Below are 23,270 nucleotides of genomic sequence, written 5' to 3'. Positions count from 1 at the left end.
TAAAGATTCCTTTATTCAGCGTGCTATCTCATTTTAGGGCTAGAATTTTTTTCAACATCTTGTACAGGTTCTTCAGTACTTGTTTTCATTGATTGCATTTGGTCGTTAAACCTGCTTTTAAAATTTTTATATGTTGTAGCCGCTTTTTCGGTATTAATTTCTTCAGTCCCAGGTTTATAATAAACATTTCCGCGTTTACCTAAGTAACGATGAGAAGCCAGAGCTTGCAGTACTTCTTTTGATTCGGGTGATGCCAGTAAATTTTTTCTTGCTTCAATAGGCACTTTTGACATGGCTGATTCTATCTTATCAGCTTTTTCGTTCATTCCAACAGTAAACAACCCAGCTTTATCTCTGTAATTAGTGACAATTTTTCTTACTTCATTGGCTGCTTCATCTGCTTTTAAAGCACTAACGGTTGCTTTTAATTCATCAATGATTCTGGATCGTTCTTCAGGATTGTTCTCTGCGGCTTTAAGTTGATCTTTTTTATCACGAATAAATCGATTCATTGTTTCGTCTTTGGAACCAAATTTTAAAGACTCCAGATCATTGAAGAGTTCATTTTTGATGATATCAAATAATCGAGAATGAGCTTCTGCAACTGGTATTCGAAGCTCTGGATTTGGTATTACAAGATCTTGTATGAGCGCTTTAAGCTCTACTCCATTTGCGGTTTTAAAAGCATCGGAACTAAAATCCAACTTGAAACCGCTTTCATTGTCATCAAATTTACCAGTGACAAAAGTATACAAATTCTTTCCTAGTATAAAGGCATGAGTACTGTCCGCGGTAACCTTATTTGCATAAGGACTGGTTCGATCAAACTCTGGGGGCTCAAAAGCGCCAGTTGATAATATACCTGCATATTCATTTCCAGGAAGCGGTTTCCCGTCATCAGTTTTACGATATCTCCCCTGCTCATCAGTAAATACAAAGCTTTTAGTATCAGCAATAATTAACTTTCCGTCTTTATCTACCAGCCAATTGGTTAATTTTGCATCCGGGAACATGCACCCCTGTTTTTGTATTTGCAACATCACATCAGCCATTTGGCTAAATACATCACAAGCACTGCCGACCAAATCAGGATAAGTCTTTGCTTGTTTCCTGTAATCATATACGTCGCTACCACTATAATATTCCGTAACCAGCAAGGTACGTGATTGAAGTCCTTCGTCAGGATCATCATAGGTTAGTTGTCGTTCTGCGTGATTGGGGGCAAAGCTATTACTCAATTGCCCCCTCAGATGCATCTCAGCATTTCTAGGCATATCCAGGCGACAATCTACTTTTAATACCAAAGTACTTTGATCGTTTTTATTGGTTACTGAGAAATTCTTTGAGTTTCCTCCACCCAGAAAATTGATTTCATGATTGCTTAGGAATTCGCGAAACGACTTCGCTTCAGCGCTCGTATCGCTTTTTTCATATATGGACTGAAGCTTGTAATCCAAATTAGGTTGCTTCCCTTTAGCTAAAATGGCAAGCAATTTTTCCGCCTTTTCTGGAGACATGTTGGCGACGATGTTGGCAAGTGGCGATTGCTTGGAATGCGGCGGAAGCAAGGAATTAACACCCAAAAGGCTCATTTGCTTTTTAATTTCGTTAAACAAGCCAGCATGTGCAGATCTAAATTCCTTGGATTCAGCAAACATACTGGGGGGATATTTACAATCGACTGTTTTTATTGTGGCTTGAATCTGTTCCAGAATCTGTTTTTTCTGAACCGGATCAGAATTCTTGTTGAATTCTTTTATTAATTTGTTTACATCCGATCTGAATTGTTTCATCTCCTCCTTTGGCAATTCTCCCGCATCAAAGGATTTGAGTTCTGGCATTGCATTGACATCAGGTATCTTGGGTGCTTTTGTGGTTTGGGTAGTCTTCTTGTGAGTACCACGGGTACTGTGCTCAGCACTAGAACTGGAATCAGGTTTGGCAGGACTTTTCTTAAATTTTTCAATAAATTTATCTAATTTTCGTCTCATACGTTCACCTGCTAATAGAGAGATCTACCAAGCATGCCTTATTAGATCAAGTGAGAAGTTTTAAGACATTCATATTAAAATATAGTCTAAAATAAGCATAGGCACAGCAATTAATCCGATAGATAAGTCAAAATATGTATTTATTTTTATCAACAGAGATAATTTATTAGAAACAGACTGTATTCATTGAGGTAAAAATTCTATTCAACAGATTGAATAGAATGTCATTTGGTTACATCACTTTAGTGTCTATACTTGAATTTGAGATGCTGATTTTTGAACCAGAAGAAATCGCATTTATAATCTGCTAATAACAAGGATATGCATCATGAAAAAATGGTTTTTAGGCCTATGTCTGATCTGGATGACTACACCTTTTGCCGGCTCTCTTCCCGAGTTTTATGGCCCCTTGAAACATGTGACTATAGGTAATGCCAATATTGCATACTATCGTTTTGGAGAAGGAAAACCACTGGTCATGATAACAGGGCATGGGGACTCCATGTCAATGTGGCATCCGGAATTTCTGAAACAAATCAGTGAAAGTCGAGAAATAATAATGTTTGATTACCCAGGCATTGGTGAATCAACTACTACTGGAAGTTATCCGAATACCATGGATCAATTGTCCAAATTGGTACAATCATTTATTGAAAGCCAGAAACTGGATAAACCTGATATGCTTGGTTTTTCAATGGGAGGCAGCTTATTGCTTTATATGGCGACTCAATATGGTTCTCAATACGATCATCTCATTGTCATAGGCGCCAAAGCTGGAGGTAAAAAAACGGTTGCTCCTGAAGCAATGTATTTTAATATGCTAGCCGATCCGAACACCCCTCGAGCCGTAGCAATAAAAACCTTGTTATTCCCTGCTGATGCTACAAAACAGGCTGATGCCTATTTGAACATTTTAAGCCAGTTTCCCCCCCAAAGAATGAATGCTGATGCATTGAAAGCACAGGCTGCTGCAGTCACTGGTGAAAATCAAGGTCCAGGTATTTGGAATCTGTTGCCTGCTATAAAAAATAAGGTATTGGTTATCAGTGGAACCGATGATGTACTGAGTCCGGTGCAAAACGCAGTATCAATTGCTGCGGCAATACCCGGTTCCTGGTTAGTTCAAGTTAAAGACGCAGGTCATGGTGTATTATTTCAGGAACCTGTTTTTATTAGTAAAATCGTTGAATTTTTTATAAATAATTAAAGATGAGGTTTCCAACAGGACTTAAGAAAACACCCAAGGCGAAGGAAAAAATCAAAAGCCCGGATGAAGCATAAAGAAATCCGGGCTTACGTAGCCTGTATTAGACGAAGTCGTAATACAGGGGTCTACTACCCGAGTATTATCAATCTTCCTACCTTAAATTAATGTATAGAGTCTAATAACTGAATTAAACTCACAAGAACAGAGAGTTGATAAAGAGCGTGATCCTGGATTACGAGTTCGTCTAATACAGGCTACGATCTGACGGCTATGGGCCGTGACCCAACATGAGCTCTTAATGAAAACAAAGATACACTGTCAGGTCTCAACTTACACGTGCTATAACGATTTGATGAATGATGTTTAATCCCATCATCCGCCGTCACCTTTTCCCTGAGTGAGAAGGCCAACCTACTTGAGCAGGTTATAAATCCTACGGTTTTGCCGGAGTGAATAGTTTATTATTTTCAGATACATCATCAATTGTTGTATCACCAGAAACATCAATCACCTTAATGTCTTTAGCATCCAGATCGAATTCAGACATATCAACCATTTTAATATTGCGGCTATTATACGTAGTAAAATACAAAAGACGTTTTTTTACATCAATAACACTCGTCCATTGCGTGTAATCATAAAAATTGGATCCTTTGTATTGTTCTACACTGGAACCTTTAGGAACATCAAAAAGATTAAGTAGATGGAATATACCGCTGACTGCAAGTTGACTGTCAGGAACCGGCAGCATGGTTGCTGTAAACAAGGACATACGAACATAACGTGATGGGGAGGTAAAATCACCAGGCAAACCCAACATTCCTGAACCAAGACCAAATGATTTAAGGTTTAATTTTGGAACCTCGCTTGCTACTACTTCTGTAGGGGTTAAATTGGCATAAGTATTTAAATTGGTTTTTTGCCAATTATACTCAGGCGCATTGGTAAATACTCCTGTGGTATCATCGTACATTTTAAGTGTACCGCCCACATACTCCATGATTAAACTGTTCCCGGCAGTATCACTCACAATGTAATGCAGCGGCAGAACAAAACCCCAGTTTTTAAATGGAGCATTTGATACTTTTACCGTTTGTATGGCTGCTTTTACTTCATCAATACTCGAAAAATTGGTTAGTATCCAGGTACCAACATCATAAGAACTAAGAGAGTTTTGAACCTCGTTTGGAGCGACTGTTTGAAAACCGGCATATCCTGGGAAATAAAAAAGCCCCACACGCAATCCCTTTTCATTGACCCCTTCTACAATTGAAGGAAGGGATTCGGCATTCATCCCCAATACAGCATATTTTGATTTCCAGGTTAAATTATTTTGCTCAGTAGAGGCATTAGCCACAAGTTGATAGTTCCTGGGAATCAAGATGACGTTTGAGTGCATTTCTGCTCCAAACTCCAAAGTTCGTCCGAATAATACAGTTCCATCCTGAGCTTCAACTTTGGTTCCAGTGCACGCCAATGCTGGTTGGACGGTGCAATAGCCTAACATCAAACCTAGGGTTCCATAGAGTAATTTTTGCTTAATCATATCATCCATCCTTTTGATATTATGTGCATGAGGTTGAAACAATAAATAATATCAAGCATATACCATGAGTTTTATAAATACAAAATTCGATGGTGCTCCAAAAGGCTGAATTCGGATTAAAATACCCTCTGAGTAAACACTATTTCTGGTATTATCAAATTAAAAAAGATAGATTAGAGTTTGTTGACAATTCCGATTTCGACGGACTGCTACTGGTTCCTGAGCAATCCTCATTTTTTATACGGTTGTCCTCCTCACGAATGAGGGATCGATACTAAAATTTAGCAGCATGCCACATTTTTGCATAGTTCCTCGCTTTCACGAGGATGACAGATAAACATAAGGATGTTCAGGAACAACACGAACCACAAATAACAAATCAAATAAGGATGTGGTAATGATTAATAAGTTAAAAACTCAGTTTATTTACATCAGCTCCGTTCTGGCTTTTTCTAACCCTGGATATTCTGCACCATCAATGACGGCTCAGCCGATACACTCCTGGCATTACTCTATCGACCCGTACTTATGGGCCAGTTCACTTAATGGAGACGTGGAAGTACTAGGCCGCACAAAACATCTCAATATATCTTTTGAACAAATTTTAAGACATCTCGATTTTGCTGCCCAAGGACATTTTGAAGCAGGTTATGGTCCAGTGAGCTTAATGCTTGATCCTACCTATTTAAAACTTTCCCAGGAGGAGCATTTTAGATCGATCGGACTTAAATTCACGACCAAAATGTTATTAGCTGATGCGGGCATCTTTTATCGATTTTTTGCAAAACCAATAAGAGACAGCCAGTATGTTTCCCTGGAGGTGCTTGGAGGCGCGCGACATTTGGGTATCAAAAATACTCTGGAAGTTGATAGATTAACATTATCTGATACCGTTAAGATGAATACTCCTATAGTAGGCGCTCGTTTGAGAACTGATCTCTCTCCCAAGTCTAATTTCTGGGTACGCGGTGACGTGGGAGGATTTCATGTTGACCATGTGAAACAAACCTGGAGTGCTACAGCAGGCCTGAGTTACGCGTATAAAGAACATATTGATTTTGGTCTCGCCTATCGTGTATTAAAAATAAATTACGCCAAAAACAGATCGGCAATGGATGTAGTCATGTACGGTCCGGAGCTTGGGGTGAGTTTCCATGGCTAATACATGCGAGAGACGTCATATCGAACAAAGTGAGAGATCTCCTGAATCTGGCATGGTGCCTGCTTTTGGAGATCCTTCACTGCGTTCAGGATGACGAAACTCGCAGTTATTCCAGGAACCGTCATCCCGAGTGTAACGAGGGATCTCCTCAATGAGGCACGGTGCCTGCATCTGGAGATCCTTCACTGAGTTCAGGATGACGAAATGTCCACGCGCAACAGTACTCTATTTCCTGGAAAGTACACCAACTATTGCTTTTGAAGATTCACTTCAGTGCCATCTAAATCACGTAAAAATATTGAGTCTCCAAAAATAGTGCCAATCACATTAGTTTCAATTTTAAGATAAGCCTTTCTACATGTTCCACTGTAAATAATATCCAACTCATCCCCACATTTAGATCTGGGTTTCAAATGATAGTCCATTCGTATCGTACTTTTATATTTTCTGAATTCAGCCGAGGCATCCCAGGTGCATTTATAGCTGGAAGTTACTCCAGTCCATTTTCCGGTTATATTGTCACACGGATCCACATCTTGTGCATTAATTGGAAATACTGGAATTAAGGTAAAAGCACAAACTAATGATATAAGAGATAATTTCGATTGATTTAAAAGCATAACTAATCCTTGTGGTAAGCTTCAAAAAATACTCTATAGGAAATTAAATTATCTATCAATAATTTATAGTAGTCGCTAGGTTCTGTGAACGAAATTTCTAGCGCATCCATATGAGTGCACCGGCCAAATGTAAAAATCCAGAAAAAGCGGAAGTGGTGTTATCAAATCGAGAACATTTCTTCGAAAAAGCTTTAATTCAGAGAAAAAGGCCTCGATCAGAAAGCGTTCCTTATAAAGTTCTTTATCTATTTCTCTGGGCTCTTTAGCATATTTTCTTGATAGCATGACTGATGAGCAGTCCTGCTTGTGTAAGTTATCAATGAGTTTTTGTGAATCATATCCCTTATCAGCAAGAACCATTGTATCGTGCTGTTCTTTGAGCAACTCTGCTGCTTGAGTAATATCATTTCGGTGTCCTCCGATCAGACCACGATTTATAACGCCGATGAATCTGGCGCCAATGACCATAATAGTAAGGCAGCAACCGCCATTGGCAGCCAGTACGTAATACATACCAAACGCCTTCCATAAAGCGACGTAAACTCTCTTCGTTCTTGACATGCAGACCTTTCAATCCGCGCAGGAATGAATAAATTGTATCTCATAGTTCTTTTGATAGGTTACGATACATTAAGGCAGTTCCATTAGTGTTTTTTACGATCGTCAATCGAATTTCACTATAAAACTGCCTTCTTTTTAATTAATTAAAATTTCGTTCACAGAACCTAGCATTCTAAGTAAAAACCAAAAATGGAGTTGCTTTTAAATTCATTAACATGATAATGAGTTAATCCAGGTTCTATTAAGCAAGTAGAGAGCATTGAACACTGAACAACAGAATATTGGTTTACTTCAAAAGATAGAACAAGAAGCGTCATTATCAAATCATCGTATATCAAGCTTCATTTTTGAAGGGAAAACTTACATCATAAAACAACAAAGAGAGGGTCGTAGCAAAATTGGATATGCTCTTTTAACCTCTCTAACTAAATTGCTTGGTATGCCTGCTCTGCAAGGTATTCATGTTGATGGCGGGAAAAAAACTCAAGATACAGAAGTGCGTCGTCTCAAAACCCTTTTCATGGCAGATATCCTGGTCCCCCAAATCATTGATGAAAATGAACGCTATTTTGTCATGTCTTGCATGGGGGATAAAAACTTTGATTTCATTTTAAAAAGTACGCAACACCGGTCTTCAATTGCTCATTGGGAGCAAATATTAAAAGCCATTGTTAGAGTGCATGATAAAGGGACTTATCTAAGCCAGGCTTTCTCACGTAATATGGTGTTGCATGAAAGTCAGGAGGTGGCTTTTATTGATTTTGAAGATGATCCTGGCATGATCATGCCCTTGCATCTGGCACAGACACGTGATTGGTTATTATGTATTCTTTCCACTTGCTGGAGACTTCATATTGATTTCAAGACTCAGGCAGGAATCATTTTAAATCATTTAAGTCAGGACAAAAAGGAAGTGCAAGAGGAGGTATTGGCCTGTGCTTCTAAAATCGCGTTCTTACGTTTTTTATTTTGCAAAAAGAAACCGTATAAAAAAAGAGAGCTGCAATCGTTCAAATGTCTTATCGACGTAATGAATGAACTGACCCAATTGAGCAAAAGGTGATCTGTATTATTTAATTCATACAGTTCCTGCTTGCCAAAAAGCCAATTTTCATATCACACGATGACTTAACTTCTTAAAGTTGCTCCATTGGGCGGTGCGCTCAGACTCGCTCTGATGACACTCTACACTTCGAATTACCCCGGCCAAGATCTGACCTAACCTCACTCCATTAGCGAGTTGACAAAAATTTTTAGGGTTAACTAGTATGCCTAAAATTTTTTCATTAATTAAAAATATAAGGCATTGATAAATGCTTTATATTTATTCTCTAGGTTCTGTGAACGAAATAATAATTTCTATCTTGTCAGGCGGGTCTTTAACCAGAAGGAGCTAGGAATAGCCCTCCTTCCGCCTGATCGTAAATAACACATTCTATAATAGAAAATCACATAATAACTTTGCCCACATAACTATTGTGGACAAAATTCAATTTCATAATTCGTAGTATTCACATTACCATCATAAGAGTCCTGAGGTACAGTAAGAACTTCATTGACAAGACAGGTAAATGAAGAGCTTGCGTCATCATAAGGGAATGCATAGGCAGTTGGACAACCTGTTTTAGTCCATTGAATCTTACCTAGTACCTGTTGGGTCCATCCTGGGTTGATAGCACCGCATGGTTCAGTACCTACTGGCGAAGTAGGCCAATTGCTACAACCACAACAGGTATTTTGAGTACTGCCATAACAGGAAGTACCTAATTGCGGTCCTGTACAGGCATACATGGTTGAAATAAGAGTAGTATTTGGAGTATTCACATTTCCTGGTATTGTTGACACGGGATTACTACAGAAAAATGGTGATTGGTTATAGGTGGGCTGAATTTTACATACCGCATCGGCAGTCCAATACATAGACTGACCTGAAAATGCAGGCAATCCACACGCTCTATTAAATGAAGCATTGCCTGAAGGATTAACCATGAGTCCACATATTGTACCGGGTAAAGCAAGACAATCATTATCCACAGTACAAGGAGTCGGTGTAGCAGAATATTGTACCCAAGGGTAATTGGCATCGGGAGGATTAAATGTCCATGAACAAGAACTTAACGTGGATCCACCCTGAAGAGTTTTTAATCCAGCCCCTCCACAACTATAGGGAGCACTATAGACACCATTAGAAGGTGTCATGGTTGAAGGTACAGTAATACCATCTATAAGCTGCACGTTATAATTATCAGCGGCTAAATTGGGCACCGTTTGATTTGAATAAATCAGAGGGTCATCCGCTTGTAAGGTAAATTCAGAAGCGCTGATTGGTGAGCGAGCCGATCCGATACCTGTTGAGCATTTTCCTATAGCGCCACCTGTATCCAAACCGCAATCATTGACAGTGCAGCCTACACCTGCGGTGCAACCTACACGACCCGCTAAATTCCCACCCCAGGTGACATCTCGTGCCTGACTTAAGTTCAGTTTTATCGCATTATCATACATAGGGATTACAACAGAAGTGGTTCCACCATTTGGCGCTAACAAAAATCCATTCGTCGGTGAGGGTTGTATCCATTGACATTCATTATTAACGCAGGAAGAACCTGTGAAGCAATCGGAATTTACATTACAACTAACAGAGGATTGGTTCTTAGCTTGAACACTGGCACCATGTAAAGCATAGTACACTGAATAATTACAATGATTGGTAAAATTAATGGTTCTGGTCAAAGGAGTACCATTGGCCGTGATCGCATTTCCAGTAGCATAGCTCATAGGAGTAACTACATTCGGAAATGGAGAAGGATTAATAAAAGACATAGTGAAATTATCAGTATAAGCGTTTGGCGGAACTGTAGCGGTTACCAAAAAAGTAACATAGATATTACATACTCCTCCAGGATTGGCAGGTATGGTCATACTTAAATTTTGATTAGGATCAAACGCGACATTACCTGACCCACAATTATAATAACTTTTGAAATAGGGGTCATTAGGATCACTTGGCGGAGCAGTCGGAGCCTGCTGTACTAAGGTAACTGTAGATGGAACTACAAATTTAACTGTTACTGGAGATGGGGTCAGCAGATTATTATTGATTTGATAATTAAATTGATAAGGCATATTGACTGCCCCGGCACTTACACGCAAGGATAGCGGCCATAGCGCTACAAAAACAGAATTTGTAGGTTGAGTTAAGGTTTGTGTTTGTACTTCAGCTGGAGGAACCTGCGGTGTAGAAGGAGTCAACCTTGCAATTAAAGTTTGAACCGCGGCTGAACCTCCTGAGTTGAACGTTCCGCTTATAGTACAGACATTTGCAGGCGGTACATGAGATAGAACGCCACCATTTGGGCAGTGATTAACTATTCCGCCGACATTGGGAAGGGATAATTGCTGGGTTACCGTGAGATCCGTAGTGGAGGAATTGGTAAAACGGAATTCAACCGGATAATTGGTATTGACCGCGGCATTGGAAGGCAATGCACTAATAACCTGACCTATAAGCCCACTGGAGTTAATAACAGTAGACTCAGCAGAAGTTGCAGCTCGTTCAGTCCCCGAATCATATATAAAATCGCCATTCAGAGTAACATCGCCTGTCTGTACAGGAGAAAAAGTTCCCCTAATGGTACAAAATTGAGTAGGTTGCAAGGTTTTATTAATACAATCATTAATATGGGTAACCGGAGCGCCATGAGCATTAAATACCCCTGTTCCGATAACGGGGGTTGACCCATTATTGGTAAATTTAAAGAGAAATGAATAAGGCCCCTGGTTTACATAAGTCGGGTTAGGTAATGGAATTTCTGTTCTGGCAGTAACTTGCCCTGTCACTGCACGTACAATTGTTTCGGTAGCGGCAGTAGCCGTAAATTTGCCTCCACTGTATTGAAATGATCCCTGAATTCTCACAAATCCTGTTGCCAGAGGTGTAAAATTACCCGTAATCAAACAAAACTCATTTGGTGCCAAAGTCTTGTTAATACAATTATTGCTATCCACTTCGAAAGAGCTCACATTGGCTGTGACCTGACCATTTCCAGTAACGGGGCTAGCTCCAGTATTGGTAAAACGAAAGGTAAATGGATACGGGCTATGATTGACAACCGATTCAGCAGGTAAATCGATATCGGTATTCGCTTTAACTTGACCTGTTTGCTCTATAACCGTAGTTCTTATCGGGGTTAATGGAACCGCATTAAAATCATAATGCATCACCCCTGTCCAGCTTAATGGACCTGCTGTAGTAGGATCCATAGAAATATTAATGGTACATTGACTTCCTATAGCGCCTTTTTTGGCCAACGTGGTGCCATTACAGCGATCTTGAACAACTATGCCGTTACCTACACTGGTGCTCGTAATGGTTAATTTCACAGGAAATTTTTTATTATTCGTCAAGGTATAATTAGCGGATAAACTGTCACCTACCGTGACTGTGCTGGGGAATGTTTCCGGGATTAACGACTGTGCTACTGGATCAATTGTTGCTATTGCCTGGTAACTCAAACAAGACAGGGCAATTAGCAATAAGTTTCTTTTAAAACCAAACATTATAGATTTTCTCCTTACAGGTCAATCCAGATTTACTGGTAGCGTTTATCCGTCATTTATTTTATGCGCCAGGTGAATAACTTAAGCTGACTAACGCAGTGCTGGTTTTGTAATGATTCAGGGACAGTCGCTCGCCTGACCATGGGAATTGTCCATAACCTGAACGAATAGCTCCTAAATCCTGATATTCATAACCTAAGGACATCAACAAATTTTGATTTAATTGATAATCCAGGCCGGTACCCAGGTTGTAACTGAGTTGAGTGGAACTTTGTGAGTTGAAATTGGGACTATCGATACGAGCCACGATACCAGGGTACGCGCGCTCAGTATATCTACCGGTTCTATTGATGGTACTACCAATGCCCAAAGATGCATAAGGCAAAAAACGATTTAATTGGACAAGGTTAATTTTTGAAAATAATGAAAACACATTAGAGCTGGTCTTAAGGGTGTAACCATAATTCACAAATTCCGGATCAAAATATTGGGTAATGGAGCCATCAATTTGTTGATTAAAAAAATTCTGATAGCGCAAGCCTAGAGAATAGGCAGGAAAATAACGTCTGTCCTGCTTCCATCGCAGACCAGCACTTACTGATGCCATGCCGCCATGATGATTTTTATTAGTTGAAAATAAATCCATATTCGCGGGGTAAGGATCAAGGGCACCATTAAAAATTTGCATCGAAGAAGTCGCGAGAGATGTAGATAAACCAAGATCAGTCTGGATATAGCCATGAGAACGCAAATAATTGTTTGTTGGACTACGAGATAAAGTCCTGGGTTCTTTTTCAAGCGATGATTTTGACTGTACTGTTTTAGGCTGAACTAGGGATGCAGCAGCCAAGATCGGTTTGGTTTGTCGAGAAGTATTGGGACGCGCAGAGATTAAAGGTACCTTATATTTTGTAATCATAGTTCGCATTTCATTTGCAGAAGCAATAGGTCCAATAATGACCGCATAAAAACTTCCATGAGATTTCATATTCACAGAATATGGAGTACGTTTTTTTAATTGGTGAACAAATGAGTTGGCATTATACTGAGATCGGAATGACGCAACTTGTATGTAGAAAGGACCTTTACCATGACTGATATAATTTTGGGCTTTATCAATACCATAGATCATGGTTTTCGCGTAAACATCTTGACTCATCAGTAAAATCAGAGTCAAAGCGCATGTTGATTTTACATTGTTCCTTAGATTTAAAACAAAAGTCATAAAGCGACATCCCTTTCAGCATTTTTTCCGAAGGGAGATATACTAACAGCGTATCAAGCTGAAATACAAGTTTGATATATCTATGAAATGCAACAAATAATGATACTAAAAACTTTCATCTTGAAGAGATAGGTACTACAGAATCAGAAGCATGGTGTTGTTCCTGATTAAGTTCATTATGAACCAGGTTGATTGCTTCACTCAAATGCCGTAATGGAATACGTTCTGATGGAATCGGTCTGGTTGCAGCTCGAATTAAATCAATCATTGCCTCCCCGCCGGCAACAGTGAATACAGGAAGTGAGAAGTCCAGTGACTGTTCGTCTGAAAGACGGTTCAATAGGTCTCTTTTCCCTTCAGCATCAGGACCAACCATTAACAAATACATTAAGACACCCAGTTGGTAGGTCATAAACGGATCAGAATCATAACTACGGGCAGTCGGGTATTCAGGCGGGGCGTTTTCTTGTGTCGTGACAATCAAATTGGTCTTGATTTGAATATCTTGCGTGTTTAATATCGATTTCAAATCTGCAGTAAAAACCTCTCCATTATCACGCAAGAGAAAATTTTCTGGTTTAATATCCATATAAAATAAATGATCTCGTTGTAATTCAAGAGCAAAATCCAATATCTGCCTCGACATGTCAATCACTGCTGTTACTATTTCTTCCTGGGACATGCTCTCATTGATACTGCGACGATAAGATAATACATCTCCTTCCGAACAAAATTCAGTGATTGAAAGATTGTATTCACTCTCCGAACCACGATGAGCTATTTCATCAGTAGGGTAAAAATCAAACTCCTGAGCTAAGTAACGACTCAGATTGGGATTCATTTTGACTCGGTGCCGTAAATCATGATCAAAATAATATTCTGGCCTTTCTATACGTAAGGTGTATCTCGCATGATTGTTCCGATTGGTTATTTTCCAGTTTTTATTATTATTTCCGCCCAGAAATTCAAGTGAAAACTCATCGATTTCAAGTGGTTTGGGTGTTGAAATCAGTTCTGCTACCAAGTGGCGTAAATTGTGTCTATCGTCGTCAGCATATGGATCAATAATCGTAGAAACTCGATTGGGAGTCTGCAGCATGTATCGACTGCTTAACTCAGAATTCATTCTGAAAAATTCGTTCATTGTACGATTAACTACCATGAGCAAACGAGATAATAAGATTCGGTCGGGGGTTTCATTTAAATCCAGATCATCAATCAGAATTTCCACTATTTTTTGTTGTAATAATTCAAGCTGACCTAAAGCCATTCCCCAATCAAAATCCGGTTTGTTGGGATCCAGTTCGTGAAACTGATGCAAAAGCAATCTGATGTCTGAAAAATATTTGGGTTCAGAGGAAAAAAAAGATACTTTTTTCACCCTTTTTTTAAACTCTTTTGGTGAAGGAACTCTGCTAAAATCTTTTCTATGATGTGGCACGGCCACACTAATATCAGCTATTCGTTGTTTTTTGGAACTTTTTGTATTTGAACTTTCCGATAAATTCTTTAACTCGCGACTAATCTCTTTTTTATTGTACCACTTCATAAAATCTGACCCATAATCTTTGGGAGGATCAGTGCTCACCATTAGATAAAGCTTGTCTGCCACAGCATTGATTTGTTGAAGACTGATAATATCAACAATTCCGTTCACCTGATTTTCATTGTATTTATTAATCAGGATGTCCAGTTTAATCAAATAAGGCTCATTACTGGAGTACTTTGAAGTAGGTCGAATCCGGCTGAACATATATGCTCAAACTTTACAGCGTATTATAAAAAAATAGCACTGATTGAAAATAAATCAAACTGAGCGCAATGAGATCGACCATTCATTGACTCAATACCTCGCTCAGGTAACCGTAGTACTCGTAGGGATCGGGACTTCCAAATAATAGATGTTATTTAGAAGTCCCGAAGATATGACGCAATTAATTACGCTCTTGGTTCATTATTGACGACTGAAGACAGAATGCCTGATTCAAGTCTTATCGCCTCTGGAGAATAAAAACGATACCTCGAAGCTTTAGGAGTCGCAGCCTCTGATACTTCAAGGGTACTTTTTAACTCCGTATGGGCTAAAGCAGCAATAAATACAATACCGCTATGGCAAGACATGTCTTTTCCAACAACATCATCAAGAGTCAGAACTCCTGGTCTTGGATTGGCTCCGCGTTTATCCATACTGTGGCCATGCACAAAAGTTACGGGCTTCAATGTATCAAAATCTGTTTCACGAAGAGGTCTTGAATCAGAAGATACATGGCGAGACCAAACTATTTGATAAATTGGATTTTGTCTTTTGCTGGCATCATCTTGCCAGGGAGCTGCGGATGTAAATTCACCATCTAATAATATGTGTTTAAATTGTGTATTTAATTTATCAATAGATTGAGCAAATTTCTTACGGTTAGACGTATTAATGGTGATATCAAATTTTTGTTCAACCTGAGAAGCCATTTCTTGAAGGCTCATGGGCGCATGACTGAGAATATAGATGCCAGCTCCCTCTTTTTGCAATGAATAACCAAACAGTTCCAAATGCGGATAATACGCATCTCTTACAATTTGAGTTAACTCATCAAGAGAGATTACTTCTTGACGAACACAAGCAAGTAAATGATGCACTGATGCACCTTGATGCCGGTCAGTAGCCATTGCGTATCGATACATGATTTGATCATCGCGATCATCCAGACGGCTTACAGGCTCTGATAACAATCGTTCATATTGCCAGACAAACTCCAGATCATGATTGGAAAAAATAATTCGGTATTGCATTCCTTCCTTTTTGAGATGTGCCAATAGTTTAAGAGTAAGATAATCACTAGCCCCGCGATCTGACAAAATATCTCCCAGAAAGGTCACAAAACGCTCTTTGTTAATGACATGAATTGAAGCCAGTATCGCTTCAAACTGTATGTTCATCTCAGCTGTAAATACAGGATTATCTTTGGCAAACCGTTTCCAGGCGCGGTAACGTAAATCCCCATTGGCAGTCTGTCCTTTTCTGGAATGATCTTCCATTAAATTGTAGGTATCTGTGTAGAGTTTTACGAAGTCATCGTATTTATCTTTAGGGATATCAATAACTCCAGATGTTTTTAATAATGCTAATATTTTTAATGTATTGCCATGCATATCTCCAAATTGAACCTCGGTGATTGCATCATCCAAACCCAGATCCATCTCAGGGTAAGTATTGAGATTAATATCATGTGCTATTAATCCTGTAATATCGTGTGTACTTGCTGCCATAATTTACTCCAATTGATAATGATGTATTACGCCTTTCATTGTATTGCTCAAATATTAATCAATTATTAAGTAATGCTGTTGATTTTTAATAATGAATATTAAAAATTAATGAGGAACTGGTTTTGATTGCAGTAATTAATACATTAAAAATTAATCACTTGAAGTGGTTCATTGCCATATGGTCAATTATTGACTATAATGATCAAAATAAGCTAACACAACAAGTGAATTATGGCCGGCTCAAATACTCCTCCTCAACGAGCAAAAATAACTGTTTTAGGCGGGCCCGGTACTGGTAAAAGCTCATTAATTTTAAATTTAGCGGAAAACAGGACTCTAATGGATGATTCTCATCCTTTGATATTAGAATCTCAAATAAGAACGGTACATGCTGAGGGAATGGATTTTAAATTTGAGATGTATGATACTCAATCTAACTCTAGCTTTTATAATAACTTATCGTTCATATCCTCGAGCACGATTATTTTCGTTTTATTTGATATAACAAATGATTCCTCGTTTAAAACAGCTAAAACACTCATTAACTCGGTTAAAACTCAAGCGAATGATAAAAATATTATATTAATTGGCACCAAATCGGATTTGCAGGATAAACGTGTTGTTGCCATGACAGATGCGATTGAATACGCGAAAGAACAAGGCATTGGTTATACGGAAGTCAGTGCACGGTATGAAAATGACCAGCTTCTTAAACAAATGGCTACTCATGTACTAATCCCCAGCGTTACTTCTAAAGCCCCACCAACATCAATAAATAATGAATCAGAGCAACTGAATCGGGACAAGGTCGAATCGATAAAAAAACAATTACAGTCTTATATTAAACGCATTTCTTCTCATACCCGAAAAGACGGTAATATAAATTATGAGGCCGGTTTTTGGTTTTTTGCTAAATCTCGCGCTGCTAATCGAGAAGCAAATTACTTATTAGCTCAAAAATTACTTGACGAGTTGGAGCACGGAAATACATCTAAATCACTTTTTACAAAAGCAAATCTGTCTACAACTCGTGAACATATTATTGGAAGAAATGGTATATTCAATCGCGAAGGCTATGTAAATCGTGGTATTAATAGTAGCGAATTAAACCAGATAATCAGTTCTGCTTTAAAGCCCTGAACAGTCAAAGTAATATCTAGAGATAACATCGAACTGCTGTAACTTCTCACTACCCCTGGACAAGTCGCCGACTGGCATTATCAAGATCTCACTAGAATGGCCTTCTCCCTCCCGGGAAATGTGCCAAAAGCCCTTATCAAGATCTCACTAGAATGGCCTTCTCCTTCCAGGGAATATGTGCCAAAAGCCCGTATCCAGATCTCTCTAGAATGGCCTTCTCCCTCCCGGGAGAAGGTGCCGGCAGGCGGATGAGGGGATCCTAAAACCCTATAAAATTATCAATTAAAATACTTAGCCCAACCAACAAGGGATTAAAAGGACTAACTATCTTAATAATATAGGCTACGAAGTTTTTAGGTTTTGGAAGAATGAAGTACAGCAGCAATTTAAATTAGTCCTGGATGTTATCTGTAACTATTTAATGAATGATGTTTGATCCCCTCATCCGCCTGTCGGCACCTTCTCCCGGGAGGGAGAAGGCCATTCTAGAGAGATCTGGATACGGGCTTTTGACACATATTGCCTGGAAGGAGAAGGCCATTCTAGTGAGATCTCGATAACATTTGAAATGAAACATTGAGTATTTAGTTAAAGATAACTTAAGGCTAATTGGAAGCATTGTCTTCGGGATTGACGTTTCCCGAAGTTATTTGGAAGTGACGTATTTATCTGGGTGAGTACGATACATAATGCTGATCATTATCTTTATCACTCTGAATGTCCTCTTCAACAGTGTTATCTGAAACGTCGGGGGTTAGGATATCAGCATGTTGTTCTGCCATCATTAACACATTTGAGTTTTGTGACGATGTAATTGCTTGTTCAGTATTCACATTCTGTTGTGTTCTGGAGGGATGCGTCATGCCTTCTCTACACAAGCTCCGAAGCATTTTGGAGTGAGAATCAGATTCAGGAATAACCAGTGCTGGAATTTCATCAATCTCTCTTTTAACACCTAATTGTTCTTTAAACGATTCACTAAAATCATGCAATAACACCCTCATATAATGATAAGGTCCAAGTAAACCGAAATGACCACTACTTTGAGCATTTTTGACAACTCCTGCCGCAGCCCCACCACCTAGCGCTGCACCGGTAATTCCTCCAATTATAGCTCCTATTACTGTTCCAATTACTGGAACAACACTGCCAATTGCTGCACCGGCAAATACGCCTGCAGCTCCTCCTGCCAATGCTCCAAAGGTAGCTGGTATTAGCAGGTCAGGATTTGAAATGACCGAATCTGAATTATATTTTGAACCGGTCATTAGACTTCGCCATTTACCTGCCAGAGTATTCGATTCCGCTAATTCGTGATTTTTATCTTCCTTTAATTGACTCACTGAAAAAAACGTAAATGCACAATCAGGTCTTTGTTGATTATGGTATTGATACATCAGTTTATAAGCGGAGATAAACTGTTCTTTATTATCAAATAAAAATACACCATGATTTGGATCTGCATATCTGATTTTCTGATCTTCCTGAATACTTAAATAGGTTGCATGCGCACCGACTTTACTTTGCAGAGTCACGGACAAATCCTCACCTACATGTTCGGATGCAATTTTATACAACTTTTCAGCCTGTTCCGTTAGAGAAGGACAAAAGGTCTGAGTGGTTAATCGTGTTCTTTTAATATGCTGTTGATCTTTTTCTCGATTAAGTTGATTTTTTTGATAATTATGTATGGTTTTATTAAATTCTACTTGTTTTTTTCCATTGTTTTTATATGGACTTAAATCCGAATCAACCATACTCATAGTAAAACCATAACATTCACCACCGGAAGTACCCAGCTCTTTCATCGTTCCTTGAGCCAGTTTACTCACCAATAAGCGACTACTTAACAATGCCTGGTATTGTTCATTAACTTCGGGGGACGGAGATAATTTAATGCGGTGAGATTCAGAATCTGGATTAGGCTCATCCGATTGATTGATAGGTTTTCGACCGTCTTTAACGATTGTTAAATCGTTAATAATATGGCCAAGTAATGCATTTAGTCCTATGTTGCTGTGATTTTCCTTATACTCTCTGATGTCTTCAATTAAATCACCCAGCTCCGTTTGTTTACTTTCGTTATAACCATCTTTACCTATCAATTTCAACCGGGCTCGAACATCCTCGAGAAACAGTCTCTCGTGATCTTCAAGTGGTCGAACAGGTTCGTCCGATATCCAGGGTAATCGAGGGAGAAACGGCAACAAATACTTCATAAATCCTGTTTGTGGTTCATGAACTCCATTTTTAAGCATTAGTTTTATTTCATCTGCACAGCTATAAATGCTCATAATCAGGACCTAGCTAATGAGTTAAAATTACGCTACTAGGTAAATTATAACACAATTAATACCTACTGAGTACTGTATAGATATCGTGTTATTCAGGAATCTCCTGTATTCGCATCAGGTTACCCAGAGAGGCTTCATCTATCAGATGAAAAAAGTATATGGATCTGACTCGCTTTGACTCACAGAAAGAAATCCGACATTCATACGCTCCCTATGAGAAGCCTGCAATTCATATTGTCAACTATAATAAATAATAGACTACATTTACGAGAATTGAGCATGCCTTTAAAAGATATCACAACATCTATTGCTCATTTCTCAGAAGAAGAGATAAACAGTACGGCCGCATACTCCCATAAACTCAAACGGGGTGTTTTAAAAGACTCGCCAAAACAATGGATTATAAAAGAAATAGCAAGCCCGACCGATGCAAGAATAGAAATCCTGGCCCAGGAATTCTTCCGCCTTATCATTCCGCATCAACCTGAAACTCGTTTACTGGAAAACCCACACACCAGAACCCACTTTATACTGTCTGAAGAAGCTCCAGGATACAGAGATTTACCTAATGAACCGCTTAATTTTGCAAATGGAACGTACACCGGACTGGGTCAAGTACTGATATGCTCAGTGTTTTTAGAGGAAGTTGATCTTAAAAACGGCAATCTGGGTTTAGACGCTCAAGGGAGAGTGATTAAAATCGATGGTGATTGGTGTTTTGCAGAATGGCAAAGAGGTGGCGTGGGCAGAAAATACGGTCTAACTCCTGAAATGATTGCTAATTTACCCTACCCCCGTGATTTTTATGCTTTTAACTGGTTAGATTTAGCTCACCAGGAAGTCAAATCTGTATCCAGCAGAATAGTCAATCCGGATCTCATTAATGCCAGGCAATTTCGTGATGAGGTGAATCAAGCGATGCTCAAAATATGTATCCTTCCTGATCGTTTTATTGAACACTTTATCGATGCATATATACCAGCCGGTGGCTCACGTTTTGTTGAATTAATTAAAAATCGACGAACAGAACTGCAAGCAAGCGCGTTACAAAATCTCTCATTTCAAACTTATTTGAAAACACCTCAAGCCCAAGAGGATGCTCAAAGTTTAATTAATCAAATGAACTCTTTTGTGGCCAATGGGGATAAAAAGGTAATGCACGAACAGGAACATCAGACTGCTCATGAAGAAGTCATGCGTCATATGACTGCTTTGACTGCGTCAGAACAGAAATTACAAATAAGACTTGACCTGCCTTCTGAAAATACTGATCTTTTAAACCAGATTTATTCTCAACGTGTAAATAATAATGACCGTATTGTAATTGATTATGTAACCAGAATGCGTCAACAATTATCTTCGGGTCTGCATGAGAACGAGTTATTAGATATGAAAAAGGAATTAAAACAAGTACTGCAATCCGTAAGCTCCCCTCAGTGCCAGGCCGTTAAAAATGCGGCACACCTGTTTCGCGATAATATTCGTTGGTGGACTGTGGGTAATGAGAAAAAAGCACAGCGAATTGAACATGCATTAGCACGCACCCCTATAGAGATGCGCGCCAATGTAATAACTGCGCCCAGTCCCTCGAATAAGGTACAGGACGCTCTTGCGTCACATCGACATTGGGGATATGAAGGACATGTCTATAAAGATGATAAATATGAAATTAATCTGAATAAAGCGGCCGATACATTTAAAATGTTAAAGAAACAATTTACAGAGGATAAAGCGGCCAGAGAAACGGATAAAAATTCAGATACCGATTCCAGTCACATAAAATTTAAGTAATTTTATCTTAGCTCACTGCAAAAGGATAAAAATATGTCAAAGCAGAAATTTTGGAACCTCGATGCAACCAAACCAAGCATCGTAGAGATTAAAACCTTACGGCAGGAGGTATCCTCTTTAATAACCATTAATAATGCTATTATTGAACAATTATGGGATATTGACAGAAAACTAGTATCATCTGGTATGGATGACTCAACCAAAGAAGATCTCTTGAAGCAAAAACAAGAGCTCACGCAAAAAATCGAGGATGAGAATTTTGCTGAACGGATATTAAATTTAAAGAAACACATCCATGATTTGGAAATTAAAGAATTTGGAGAATCTGATGTACTTAGCAATTCACCAGGAAATTCGAACAGGTTCATTTGATGATCAGACCTTATCCATATGAATAAAAAAATTATTGCAGCTTCATCTATGGGCACCCTGCTTGAAATGTATGACTATGCTATTTACGGCTTTATGGCACCATTTTTAGCGCCTGTTTTTTTCCCTGATGCGGATAAGCACATCGCTTTAATCGCGACTTTTGCTATTTTTGCAGCAGGTTTTCTCGTTCGACCTTTTGCTGCCTACTGGCTAGGAAATCTAGGCGACACTATAGGCCGTAAAAAAACATTGACGATGACCCTCCTGATCATGACTTTTTCATCCAGTTTTATAGGTTTATTACCTACTTATAAAACCGCAGGCATCATCGCACCAATTTTGCTCACGCTCTGTCGCTTGGTTCAAGGTATTTCCGTGGCCGGAGAAATGACATTGGCGAGTATTTACATCTATGAAAATGTGACTATGCGTCATAAGGGATTTGCTGTTAGTTTTGTCACTTTGGGTTCTATTTGTGGACTGTTGCTGGCAATCATCATCAGCAAAATAACCTGGTTATTTTTTTCTGAACAGGAGCTCGTCTATGTGTGGCGTTTCCCCTTTTTAATGGGAATACTGGTTGGTGTTGTCGGAGTTTATTTGCGAAAGAAGACCAGAGAATTAACCGATTTTTCAAAGGTTTTAGCAAAAAAACAGCACCATCCATTAAAAAGTGCCTGGCATTACCGGAAAAAAGCAATGATTGCTATTTTTCTTTTGGCAATTTTTTGCAATGGCAGTTTTTATGCTCTCTTTGTTTATATGCCTTCCTATTTACAACAAAAAGGATACGCCTTAAACATAGCGCTGGATGTCATTATGGTAGCAATGATTTGTTATAGCCTATGTTTGCTGTTTTCAGGATTTATCTCTGATGTTGTGGGAAGAAAATTTCCATTAGCTCTCAGCTTGATTGCAACAGTATGTGCTGGTTTGCTAATAAATTACCTGATTAATGTGGGTACGTTACTTCAGGTTACTCTTGCTTGCAGTGTTTTAGCGATTATCATCGCTCTTTATATTGGGAGTGTATTTACCGCGAGTCTTGAACTATTACCGCCAGAAGAACGAGCCAGCGGTTTTACTTTATTTTTTAACCTGAGCAATTCCTTATTTGGTGGCACAGCTCCACTGATTATTTTGTTCTTAAGTTATCTTTTTATAAATTGTGCTTTTTCGATTTACTTAATCGTTTTGGCTTTATTAACGCTACCGGCTTTATGGTTAATGCAAGACAAAAGTACTTCCTGATTAGTAGATGGTAACAGTCCATCATGCTTTAGCAATTTCGTCATCCTGAACGCAATGAAGGATCTCCAAATGCAGGCACCGCACCACGTTCAAGAGATCCCTCGTTACACTCGGGATGACGCTTTAATTTCGTCATCCTGAACGCAGTGAAGGATCTCCAAATGCTGGCACCGCACCACGCTCAGGAGATCCCTCGTTACACTCGGGATGACGCTTTAATTTCGTCATCCTGAACGCAGTGAAGGATCTCCCAATACAGGCACCGCACCACGTCCAGGATGATGTTACC

At 39.0% G+C, this 23,270-nt stretch carries 17 protein-coding genes and 1 pseudogene; 8 read left to right on the top strand and 10 right to left on the bottom strand.

All coding sequences use genetic code 11. The features are described from left to right. Positions 1 to 23: 23 nt before the first annotated feature. The gene (locus tag IZU94_RS11725; RefSeq protein WP_203110824.1) at positions 24 to 1,991 is read right to left on the bottom strand and encodes a protein kinase family protein; all 1,968 of its coding nucleotides are present in this window, start codon (positions 1,989 to 1,991) and stop codon (positions 24 to 26) included. 328 nt (positions 1,992 to 2,319) lie between these two features. On the opposite strand from IZU94_RS11725, the gene IZU94_RS11720 reads away from it, so the two are divergent. Next, entirely contained in the window at positions 2,320 to 3,198 is an 879-nt protein-coding gene (locus IZU94_RS11720; protein ID WP_203110822.1) for an alpha/beta fold hydrolase, read from the top strand. Between the two features lie 433 nt (positions 3,199 to 3,631). On the opposite strand, the gene IZU94_RS11715 is transcribed toward IZU94_RS11720, so the two are convergent. Continuing rightward, a complete protein-coding gene (locus IZU94_RS11715; protein ID WP_203110820.1) occupies positions 3,632 to 4,744 on the bottom strand; it encodes a linear amide C-N hydrolase in 1,113 nt (370 codons plus the stop codon). Positions 4,745 to 5,141: 397 nt separating this feature from the next. Here IZU94_RS11715 and IZU94_RS11710 point away from each other — a divergent pair, with 397 nt between their 5' ends. Beyond that, on the top strand, positions 5,142 to 5,906 hold the full coding sequence (locus IZU94_RS11710; RefSeq protein ID WP_203110819.1) for a hypothetical protein: 765 nt from the start codon (positions 5,142 to 5,144) through the stop codon (positions 5,904 to 5,906). Positions 5,907 to 5,921: 15 nt separating this feature from the next. Here IZU94_RS11710 and IZU94_RS11705 read toward each other — a convergent pair whose 3' ends face one another. The 3 genes and pseudogenes from IZU94_RS11705 to IZU94_RS11695 all read right to left on the bottom strand — a co-directional run bounded on the left by IZU94_RS11705 (position 5,922) and on the right by IZU94_RS11695 (position 7,121). Beyond that, complete coding sequence (locus IZU94_RS11705) at positions 5,922 to 6,077, bottom strand: hypothetical protein (RefSeq protein ID WP_203110818.1); 156 nt, start codon at positions 6,075 to 6,077, stop codon at positions 5,922 to 5,924. Positions 6,078 to 6,154: 77 nt separating this feature from the next. Further along, the gene (locus tag IZU94_RS11700) at positions 6,155 to 6,526 is read right to left on the bottom strand and encodes a hypothetical protein (RefSeq protein ID WP_203110817.1); all 372 of its coding nucleotides are present in this window, start codon (positions 6,524 to 6,526) and stop codon (positions 6,155 to 6,157) included. A gap of 97 nt (positions 6,527 to 6,623) precedes the next feature. Continuing rightward, a pseudogene (locus tag IZU94_RS11695) lies at positions 6,624 to 7,121 on the bottom strand (transposase). Positions 7,122 to 7,346: 225 nt separating this feature from the next. Between IZU94_RS11695 and IZU94_RS11690 the strand changes: the two are divergent. Continuing rightward, positions 7,347 to 8,150: a BUD32 family EKC/KEOPS complex subunit gene (locus tag IZU94_RS11690; protein WP_203110816.1), complete on the top strand. Its 804-nt coding sequence runs from the start codon at positions 7,347 to 7,349 to the stop codon at positions 8,148 to 8,150. A gap of 410 nt (positions 8,151 to 8,560) precedes the next feature. On the opposite strand, the gene IZU94_RS11685 is transcribed toward IZU94_RS11690, so the two are convergent. From IZU94_RS11685 to wip, 4 genes are all read right to left on the bottom strand, one after another. After that, positions 8,561 to 11,647, bottom strand: a complete 3,087-nt coding sequence (locus IZU94_RS11685; RefSeq protein ID WP_203110814.1) for a hypothetical protein — start codon at positions 11,645 to 11,647, stop codon at positions 8,561 to 8,563. A gap of 61 nt (positions 11,648 to 11,708) precedes the next feature. Beyond that, positions 11,709 to 12,806, bottom strand: coding sequence for an SPOR domain-containing protein (locus IZU94_RS11680; protein WP_238400706.1), 1,098 nt, complete (start codon positions 12,804 to 12,806; stop codon positions 11,709 to 11,711). Positions 12,807 to 12,987: 181 nt separating this feature from the next. Then, entirely contained in the window at positions 12,988 to 14,625 is a 1,638-nt protein-coding gene (locus IZU94_RS11675) for a protein kinase family protein (protein ID WP_203110810.1), read from the bottom strand. Positions 14,626 to 14,810: 185 nt separating this feature from the next. Beyond that, positions 14,811 to 16,133: a Dot/Icm T4SS effector Wip gene (gene wip, locus IZU94_RS11670; protein ID WP_203110808.1), complete on the bottom strand. Its 1,323-nt coding sequence runs from the start codon at positions 16,131 to 16,133 to the stop codon at positions 14,811 to 14,813. 231 nt (positions 16,134 to 16,364) lie between these two features. Here wip and IZU94_RS11665 point away from each other — a divergent pair, with 231 nt between their 5' ends. After that, positions 16,365 to 17,273, top strand: a complete 909-nt coding sequence (locus tag IZU94_RS11665) for a P-loop NTPase family protein (RefSeq protein ID WP_203110806.1) — start codon at positions 16,365 to 16,367, stop codon at positions 17,271 to 17,273. Between the two features lie 310 nt (positions 17,274 to 17,583). Then, entirely contained in the window at positions 17,584 to 17,709 is a 126-nt protein-coding gene (locus IZU94_RS18445; RefSeq protein ID WP_203110840.1) for a DUF559 domain-containing protein, read from the top strand. 229 nt (positions 17,710 to 17,938) lie between these two features. Here the strand turns inward: IZU94_RS18445 and IZU94_RS11655 are convergent, their stop codons facing one another. Beyond that, positions 17,939 to 19,567: a YopT-type cysteine protease domain-containing protein gene (locus IZU94_RS11655; protein WP_203110804.1), complete on the bottom strand. Its 1,629-nt coding sequence runs from the start codon at positions 19,565 to 19,567 to the stop codon at positions 17,939 to 17,941. A 279-nt stretch (positions 19,568 to 19,846) separates the two neighbouring features. Between IZU94_RS11655 and IZU94_RS11650 the strand changes: the two genes are divergently transcribed. The 3 genes from IZU94_RS11650 to IZU94_RS11640 are packed head-to-tail and all read left to right on the top strand — an operon-like array spanning position 19,847 to position 22,981. Beyond that, positions 19,847 to 21,358, top strand: coding sequence for a hypothetical protein (locus tag IZU94_RS11650; protein ID WP_203110802.1), 1,512 nt, complete (start codon positions 19,847 to 19,849; stop codon positions 21,356 to 21,358). Between the two features lie 33 nt (positions 21,359 to 21,391). Beyond that, positions 21,392 to 21,730 (top strand): hypothetical protein, encoded by a 339-nt coding sequence (locus IZU94_RS11645; protein WP_203110800.1) that lies wholly within the window; start codon positions 21,392 to 21,394, stop codon positions 21,728 to 21,730. Positions 21,731 to 21,748: 18 nt separating this feature from the next. After that, positions 21,749 to 22,981: an MFS transporter gene (locus tag IZU94_RS11640; protein ID WP_203110798.1), complete on the top strand. Its 1,233-nt coding sequence runs from the start codon at positions 21,749 to 21,751 to the stop codon at positions 22,979 to 22,981. The last annotated feature ends 289 nt before the right edge of the window (positions 22,982 to 23,270 follow it).

The sequence above is a fragment of the Legionella bononiensis genome (genome assembly GCF_016786215.1).
GTDB classification, from domain to species: Bacteria; Pseudomonadota; Gammaproteobacteria; order Legionellales; family Legionellaceae; genus Legionella; species Legionella bononiensis.
This window is presented reverse-complemented; position numbering and strand designations above follow the sequence as displayed.